This window comes from Noviherbaspirillum humi, from assembly GCF_900188095.1.
In the GTDB taxonomy this organism is placed as follows: Bacteria; Pseudomonadota; Gammaproteobacteria; order Burkholderiales; family Burkholderiaceae_D; genus Noviherbaspirillum; species Noviherbaspirillum humi.
On record NZ_FZOT01000012.1, the window covers coordinates 155,383 to 161,523 of the forward strand.

A 6,141-nucleotide genomic window follows, 5' to 3' on the forward strand; every position below is an offset into this window, starting at 1 on the left:
TTCCTTACAGCACTTCAGGGGCGAGCGACACGATCTTCATGAAACGCTCAGTGCGCAGCTCGCGGGTCACCGGCCCGAAGATACGGGTGCCGATCGGCTCAAGCTTGTTATTCAACAGCACTGCAGCGTTGCCATCGAACTTCACCAGCGAGCCATCTTGACGGCGAACACCCTTGGCGGTGCGAACCACCACGGCGTTGTAGATCTCGCCCTTCTTGACGCGTCCGCGGGGTGCCGCGACTTTAACGGTTACTTTGATGACGTCTCCAATGCTCGCGTAGCGACGCTTGGAACCGCCCAGCACCTTGATGCACATGACTTCACGCGCACCGGTGTTGTCGGCCACTTCTAGCCGGCTTTCGGTCTGGATCATAATATTTTCTTTCCCAACTTAATCCGCTTTATTTTCCCGAACCGGGAGAGCGGTCAGTCTTGGTCCCGTCAGTTTCCCCTGCTGGGGCCACTGGGTAGGAGGACGGTTTGAAAAACTGCTGCAAGCCTGCCGGCGGCTTCTACCGGTTCGGCTGTCTTGGCCACATATGGACCAAGCCCGAGAGAATAACAGCTTTCTCCCGGGCTTGCAAGGGCTTCGAGCCTTTTAGACGATTTGGGCAGTTTGCACGACGCGTGTGACGCTCCATGCTTTCGTCTTGGAAATGGGGCGACCTTCCTGGATCTCGACGGTATCGCCTTCTTTCGCCACGTTGCCTTCATCGTGGGCGTGGTACTTGTTCGAACGGACCACGATTTTGCCGTACAGAGGATGCTTGACGCGGCGTTCAACCAGAACGGTGACCGTCTTGTCCATCTTGTCGGATACGACACGTCCAACGAGCGTGCGCTTGAGCGCAGGTTTTGCTTGATCGTTCATTATTTCGCGTCCTTCGAATTCATGACGGTCTTCACACGCGCGATGTCACGGCGTACTTTCTTCAGCTGCGCAGTGTTGTTCAACTGCTGCGTCGCGATCTGCATGCGCAGACCGAACTGGGCTTTCAGAAGGTCGTTCAGCTCCTTCTGCAGCGCAGCCTTGTCCTTGCCAACGAGTTCAGATGCTTTCATGTTGATGTTCCTTTATTGGCCGACCTGGCGCACCACGAAGGTGGTTGCCAGAGGCAGCTTCGCGGCCGCGAGGCGGAAGGCTTCACGGGCGAGCGCTTCGTCAACGCCGTCCATCTCGTACAGCACCTTGCCAGGCTGGATTTCGGCGACATAGTACTCGGGGTTGCCCTTACCGTTACCCATACGGACTTCGGCCGGCTTCTGGGAAATCGGCTTGTCCGGGAAGATGCGGATCCAGATGCGGCCGCCACGCTTGATGTGACGGGTCATGGCGCGACGAGCTGCCTCGATCTGGCGCGCGGTGATGCGGCCGCGGGCAGTTGCCTTCAGGCCGAATTCACCGAACGAAACGGCGGTACCGCGAGTGTGCGAAATGCCCTTGTTACGGCCTTTCTGCTCTTTACGATATTTTCTACGTGCTGGTTGCAGCATGCTTATTCTCCTGCTTTCTCAGCCGTTGCCTCGCCGGCCTTGGCGCGAACGCGGCCAGCACCGGGAGCGGAACGACCGGGCGCGCCTTCAGGCTTCTTGCCACGCGGGCGGCTGCCGGGTTTGCCATCGTCGCGACGCGGACCGCGGCGCTTCTTGTCGTCATCGGCCGGGGTTTCCACGATCGGAGCTTCGCCGCTTGCAAGGCGATCGCCTTTGTAAACCCAGACCTTGATGCCGATGATACCGTAGGTGGTTTCGGCCTCGCCGAAGCCGTAGTCGATATCGGCGCGCAGGGTGTGCAGGGGCACACGACCTTCGCGATACCACTCACGGCGAGCGATCTCGATACCGTTCAGACGGCCGGACGACATGATCTTGATGCCCTGAGCGCCCAGACGCATGGCGTTCTGCATGGCCCGCTTCATCGCGCGACGGAACATGATGCGCTTTTCGAGCTGCTGGGCGATCGAGTCGGCGATCAGCTGAGCGTCCGTTTCCGGCTTGCGGATTTCTTCGATGTTGACGTGCACCGGCACGCCCATCAGCTTGGAGAGATCAGACTTCAGAACTTCGATGTCCTCGCCCTTCTTGCCGATGACTACGCCAGGACGCGAGCTGAAAATCGTGATGCGCGCGTTCTTTGCCGGGCGCTCGATGATGACGCGGCCGACGGAGGCGTTTTTCAGTTTCTTCTTCAGGTAGTCACGCACCTTCAGGTCTTCGTTCAGCATGCTGGCGAAGTTGCCATTGCCAGCGTACCAACGGGACCCCCAGTTGCGAGTAACAGCAAGCCTGAATCCGGTCGGGTGAATTTTCTGTCCCATCGTGACCCCTTAGTTACCGACAGTCACGTAGATGTGACAGGTTTGTTTCGTGAAGCGGTCACCACGTCCCTTCGCGCGAGCGATGAAACGCTTCATGACCGTGCCTTTTTCGACGTAGATCGTCTTGACTTTCAGCTCGTCGATATCGGCGCCATCGTTATGCTCGGCGTTCGCGATTGCGGACTCGAGAACCTGCTTGATGATGCCGGCACCCTTTTTCGGGCTGAACGCCAGGATGTTGAGCGCTTGGTCGACCTTCTTGCCGCGAATCAGGTCAGCAACCAGGCGACCTTTTTGGGCAGACAGACGTGCGCCACGGAGATTAGCTTTGGTTTCCATCATCTGACCTTATTTCTTGGCCTTCTTGTCGGCAGCGTGGCCCTTGAACGTCCGGGTCAGCGCGAATTCGCCGAGCTTGTGGCCTACCATGTTTTCGGAGACATATACCGGCACGTGCTGCTTGCCGTTATGGACGGCGATCGTCAGGCCGATGAAGTCCGGCAGAATGGTCGAACGGCGCGACCAGGTCTTGATGGGCTTCTTGTCCTTGGTCGCCTGTGCGGTCTCGACCTTCTTCACTAGGTGGGCGTCGCAGAACGGGCCCTTTTTGAGTGAACGTGTCATGTATTACCCCTTATTTCTTGCCACGGCGCGAGACGATCATGGAAGTCGTGCGCTTGTTCTTGCGCGTCTTCTTGCCCTTCGTCTGCTGGCCCCACGGCGACACCGGATGACGACCTGCGGAGGTGCGTCCTTCGCCACCGCCGTGCGGGTGGTCGATCGGGTTCATCACAACGCCACGAACGGTCGGGCGTACACCGCGCCAGCGCATCGCACCGGCCTTACCGATCTTGCGCAGGTTGTGCTCGCCGTTGCCGACTTCGCCAACCGTGGCGCGGCACTCGATGTGCACGCGGCGGACTTCACCGGAGCGCAGGCGGACCTGGGCGTAGGTGCCTTCACGCGCCATTAGCACGACGCCAGCGCCGGCGGTACGGGCGATCTGGGCGCCTTTGCCAGGCAGCATTTCGACGCAATGCATGGTGGTGCCGACCGGGATGTTGCGGATCGGGAGGCAGTTGCCAACCTTGATCGGGGCTTCCGCGCCATTCATCAACTGATCGCCGACCGCGACGTTACGCGGAGCGATGATGTAGCGGCGCTCACCGTCGGCGTAGCATACGAGGGCGATGTGCGCGCTGCGGTTCGGGTCGTACTCGATGCGCTCGACTTTCGCCGGGATGCCGTCCTTGTTGCGACGGAAATCGACCACGCGGTAGTGGTGCTTATGGCCGCCACCGATGTGACGGGTGGTGATGTGACCGTTGTTGTTACGGCCGGCGGTCTTGGACTTCTTCTCGACCAGGGCGGCGAACGGACGGCCTTTGTACAGGTCGGGATTGACGACCTTGACCATACCGCGGCGGCCAGCCGAGGTCGGTTTCATTTTCACGAGTGCCATTATTTAGCCTCCTCGGTGAAGTTGATTTCCTGACCAGGCTTCAGGCACACGAACGCGCGGCGGGTGTGGTTGCGGCGACCGTTGAAACGGCCTGCGCGCTTCTGCTTACCCTGGCGGTTCACGACCTGGACGGATTCGACTTGCACCTTGAACATCAGTTCGACGGCAGCCTTGATTTCCGGCTTGGTGGCGTCCGGGGTAACCAGGAACACGACCTGCTCGTTCTTCTCGGCGACCATGGTTGCCTTTTCCGAGATGACCGGAGCCAGCAATACCTTCATCAGGCGCTCTTCGCTATGCTTGATTACTGCGCTCATGCCAGCATCTCCTCAATCTTTGCCAGAGCCGGCTTGGTGATCAGCACTTTCTTGTAGAACACCAGGGAAACCGGATCGGCGTGACGCGGCTCGACGATCATGACGTTGGCCAGGTTGCGGGAAGCAAGCAGCAGGTTTTCGTCGAGGTTGTCAGTGATGACCAGCACGGAATCCAGACCCATGCCCTTCAGCTTCTGGGACAGCAGCTTGGTCTTCGGCGCGTCAAGCGACAGGCTTTCCACGACAGAGAGACGGTCTTCGCGAGCGAGCTGGGACAGGATCGAGCAGACACCTGCGCGATACATCTTCTTGTTCACTTTGTGAGTGAAGTTTTCGTCAGGCGAGTTCGGGAAAATCCGGCCGCCTCCGCGCCACAGCGGCGAGGACGACATACCAGCACGGGCACGGCCGGTGCCTTTCTGGCGCCACGGCTTTTTGGTGGTGTGACTGACTTCTTCACGGTCTTTTTGCTTGCGGTTGCCGCTGCGAGCGTTGGCCTGGTAAGCAACGACGATCTGGTGAATCAGCGCTTCGTTGTAGTCGCGACCGAAGATGGTATCGGAAGCCGCCACATTGGCGGAGGCCTGACCTTGGTCGTTCAGGAGCTTGAGTTCCATTGATTAGGCTCCCTTCTTAGCTTTGACTTTGACTGCCGGCACGACGACGACTTCGCCGTTCTTGGCACCAGGGACAGCGCCGCGGACCATGATCAGCTGACGCTCGGCGTCGACACGGGCGACAACGAGGTTCTGCACGGTGCACTTCACGTCACCCATGTGACCGGTCATGCGCTTGCCGGGGAAAACGCGGCCCGGATCCTGCGCCATACCGATGGAGCCAGGAACGTTGTGAGAACGGGAGTTACCGTGGGTGGCACGGCCGGAGGCGAAGTTGTAACGCTTGATGGTGCCAGCGTAACCCTTACCGATGCTCACGCCCTGCACGTCGACTTTTTGTCCAGCCTCGAACATGCCGACAGCAATCACGTCGCCCGCCTTTAGTTCGGCGGCCTTGGCGGCATCGATACGGAATTCTTTGATGACGGTACCAGCTTCCACACCCGCTTTGGCGAGGTGGCCGGCAGCTGCTTTGTTGACGCGGCTTGCACGGCGCTGACCGAAGGTGACCTGAACCGCGGAATAACCATCGGTTTCAGGCGTTTTGATCTGTGTCACGCGGTTGTTGGACACGTCGATCACGGTAACGGGGATGGTATCACCGTCGTCCGTGAAGATGCGCATCATGCCAACCTTGCGACCAAGAAGGCCTAGGCTCATTGTTTTCTCCATTCCCGCCTGCGATTGGGCGGGGCTGACATTAAAAACTACGAAAATAGTGAAGCCCGCCGAAGCGAGCTTTACCGTAGCCGGCCATTATAGCCGGCCTTTTTTTCCGCCGCAAGCATTCGCTTGCGCTGGCGACGGAATTTTGTTATTGCAATTTGATCTCTACGTCCACGCCGGCCGGCAGGTCGAGCTTCATCAGTGCATCAACGGTCTTGTCGGTCGGATCGACGATGTCCATAAGGCGCTGGTGGGTGCGGATCTCGAACTGGTCGCGCGAGGTCTTGTTGACGTGCGGGGAACGCAGAACGTCAAAACGCTGGATGCGGGTCGGCAGGGGAACCGGGCCCTTGACGACGGCACCGGTACGCTTGGCGGTGTCAACGATCTCGAGCGCGGACTGGTCGATCAGGCGGTAGTCGAAAGCTTTGAGGCGGATGCGGATTTTCTGGTTTTGCATGGTATTTCCTTGAAAGAACGAGCTGCGGGCATCCGCCCGCAGCGATATTTAAGTCAGACGCAATTCAGAGAACTGCAACGCCTTACTCGATGATTTTGGCAACGACGCCGGCGCCAACGGTACGGCCACCTTCACGGATGGCGAAGCGCAGGCCTTCTTCCATCGCGATCGGGTTGATCAGCTTGACCGTGATCGACACGTTGTCGCCCGGCATGACCATCTCTTTGTCCTTCGGCAGCTCGATCGCGCCGGTCACGTCCGTGGTACGGAAGTAGAACTGCGGACGGTAGTTGTTGAAGAA

The 6,141-nt window shown here is 59.1% G+C and carries 13 protein-coding genes; all 13 read right to left on the bottom strand.

Annotation, left to right across the window (positions count from 1 at the left end; genetic code table 11):
• Positions 1-4 precede the first annotated feature (4 nt).
• Positions 5-373, bottom strand: a complete 369-nt coding sequence (rplN, locus tag CHB88_RS16775; RefSeq protein ID WP_040039188.1) for a 50S ribosomal protein L14 — start codon at positions 371-373, stop codon at positions 5-7.
• Between the two features lie 225 nt (positions 374-598).
• Positions 599-871 (bottom strand): 30S ribosomal protein S17, encoded by a 273-nt coding sequence (gene rpsQ, locus CHB88_RS16780; RefSeq protein ID WP_089400491.1) that lies wholly within the window; start codon positions 869-871, stop codon positions 599-601.
• Positions 871-1,062, bottom strand: a complete 192-nt coding sequence (rpmC, locus tag CHB88_RS16785; protein WP_089400492.1) for a 50S ribosomal protein L29 — start codon at positions 1,060-1,062, stop codon at positions 871-873. Before rpmC ends, rpsQ begins: the two co-directional genes overlap by 1 nt.
• Positions 1,063-1,074: 12 nt before the next feature.
• Complete coding sequence (rplP, locus tag CHB88_RS16790) at positions 1,075-1,494, bottom strand: 50S ribosomal protein L16 (protein ID WP_089400493.1); 420 nt, start codon at positions 1,492-1,494, stop codon at positions 1,075-1,077.
• Positions 1,495-1,496: 2 nt separating this feature from the next.
• Positions 1,497-2,318: a 30S ribosomal protein S3 gene (gene rpsC, locus CHB88_RS16795; protein ID WP_089400494.1), complete on the bottom strand. Its 822-nt coding sequence runs from the start codon at positions 2,316-2,318 to the stop codon at positions 1,497-1,499.
• Between the two features lie 9 nt (positions 2,319-2,327).
• Positions 2,328-2,660, bottom strand: a complete 333-nt coding sequence (gene rplV, locus CHB88_RS16800; protein WP_176442517.1) for a 50S ribosomal protein L22 — start codon at positions 2,658-2,660, stop codon at positions 2,328-2,330.
• Between the two features lie 6 nt (positions 2,661-2,666).
• Positions 2,667-2,942: a 30S ribosomal protein S19 gene (rpsS, locus tag CHB88_RS16805; protein ID WP_089400495.1), complete on the bottom strand. Its 276-nt coding sequence runs from the start codon at positions 2,940-2,942 to the stop codon at positions 2,667-2,669.
• Positions 2,943-2,952: 10 nt separating this feature from the next.
• Complete coding sequence (rplB, locus tag CHB88_RS16810) at positions 2,953-3,780, bottom strand: 50S ribosomal protein L2 (RefSeq protein WP_089400496.1); 828 nt, start codon at positions 3,778-3,780, stop codon at positions 2,953-2,955.
• On the bottom strand, positions 3,780-4,097 hold the full coding sequence (gene rplW, locus CHB88_RS16815; RefSeq protein WP_089400497.1) for a 50S ribosomal protein L23: 318 nt from the start codon (positions 4,095-4,097) through the stop codon (positions 3,780-3,782). Before rplW ends, rplB begins: the two co-directional genes overlap by 1 nt.
• Complete coding sequence (gene rplD, locus CHB88_RS16820; protein WP_089400498.1) at positions 4,094-4,714, bottom strand: 50S ribosomal protein L4; 621 nt, start codon at positions 4,712-4,714, stop codon at positions 4,094-4,096. Before rplD ends, rplW begins: the two co-directional genes overlap by 4 nt.
• A gap of 3 nt (positions 4,715-4,717) precedes the next feature.
• A complete protein-coding gene (rplC, locus tag CHB88_RS16825) occupies positions 4,718-5,374 on the bottom strand; it encodes a 50S ribosomal protein L3 (protein WP_089400499.1) in 657 nt (218 codons plus the stop codon).
• 154 nt (positions 5,375-5,528) lie between these two features.
• Positions 5,529-5,840, bottom strand: coding sequence for a 30S ribosomal protein S10 (gene rpsJ, locus CHB88_RS16830; protein WP_089400500.1), 312 nt, complete (start codon positions 5,838-5,840; stop codon positions 5,529-5,531).
• 82 nt (positions 5,841-5,922) lie between these two features.
• Positions 5,923-6,141 (bottom strand): EF-Tu C-terminal domain-related protein (locus tag CHB88_RS16835; RefSeq protein WP_483869944.1); only part of this gene is annotated, 219 nt, incomplete at its 5' end.

Excerpts from the sequence above, each read along its gene's own strand:
- rplN (WP_040039188.1), bottom strand. The coding sequence starts at position 373 with ATGATCCAGACCGAAAGCCGGCTAGAAGTGGCCGACAACACCGGTGCG.
- rpsQ (WP_089400491.1), bottom strand. The coding sequence starts at position 871 with ATGAACGATCAAGCAAAACCTGCGCTCAAGCGCACGCTCGTTGGACGT.
- rpmC (WP_089400492.1), bottom strand. The coding sequence starts at position 1,062 with ATGAAAGCATCTGAACTCGTTGGCAAGGACAAGGCTGCGCTGCAGAAG.
- rplP (WP_089400493.1), bottom strand. The coding sequence starts at position 1,494 with ATGCTGCAACCAGCACGTAGAAAATATCGTAAAGAGCAGAAAGGCCGT.
- rpsC (WP_089400494.1), bottom strand. The coding sequence starts at position 2,318 with ATGGGACAGAAAATTCACCCGACCGGATTCAGGCTTGCTGTTACTCGC.
- rplV (WP_176442517.1), bottom strand. The coding sequence starts at position 2,660 with ATGATGGAAACCAAAGCTAATCTCCGTGGCGCACGTCTGTCTGCCCAA.
- rpsS (WP_089400495.1), bottom strand. The coding sequence starts at position 2,942 with ATGACACGTTCACTCAAAAAGGGCCCGTTCTGCGACGCCCACCTAGTG.
- rplB (WP_089400496.1), bottom strand. The coding sequence starts at position 3,780 with ATGGCACTCGTGAAAATGAAACCGACCTCGGCTGGCCGCCGCGGTATG.
- rplW (WP_089400497.1), bottom strand. The coding sequence starts at position 4,097 with ATGAGCGCAGTAATCAAGCATAGCGAAGAGCGCCTGATGAAGGTATTG.
- rplD (WP_089400498.1), bottom strand. The coding sequence starts at position 4,714 with ATGGAACTCAAGCTCCTGAACGACCAAGGTCAGGCCTCCGCCAATGTG.
- rplC (WP_089400499.1), bottom strand. The coding sequence starts at position 5,374 with ATGAGCCTAGGCCTTCTTGGTCGCAAGGTTGGCATGATGCGCATCTTC.
- rpsJ (WP_089400500.1), bottom strand. The coding sequence starts at position 5,840 with ATGCAAAACCAGAAAATCCGCATCCGCCTCAAAGCTTTCGACTACCGC.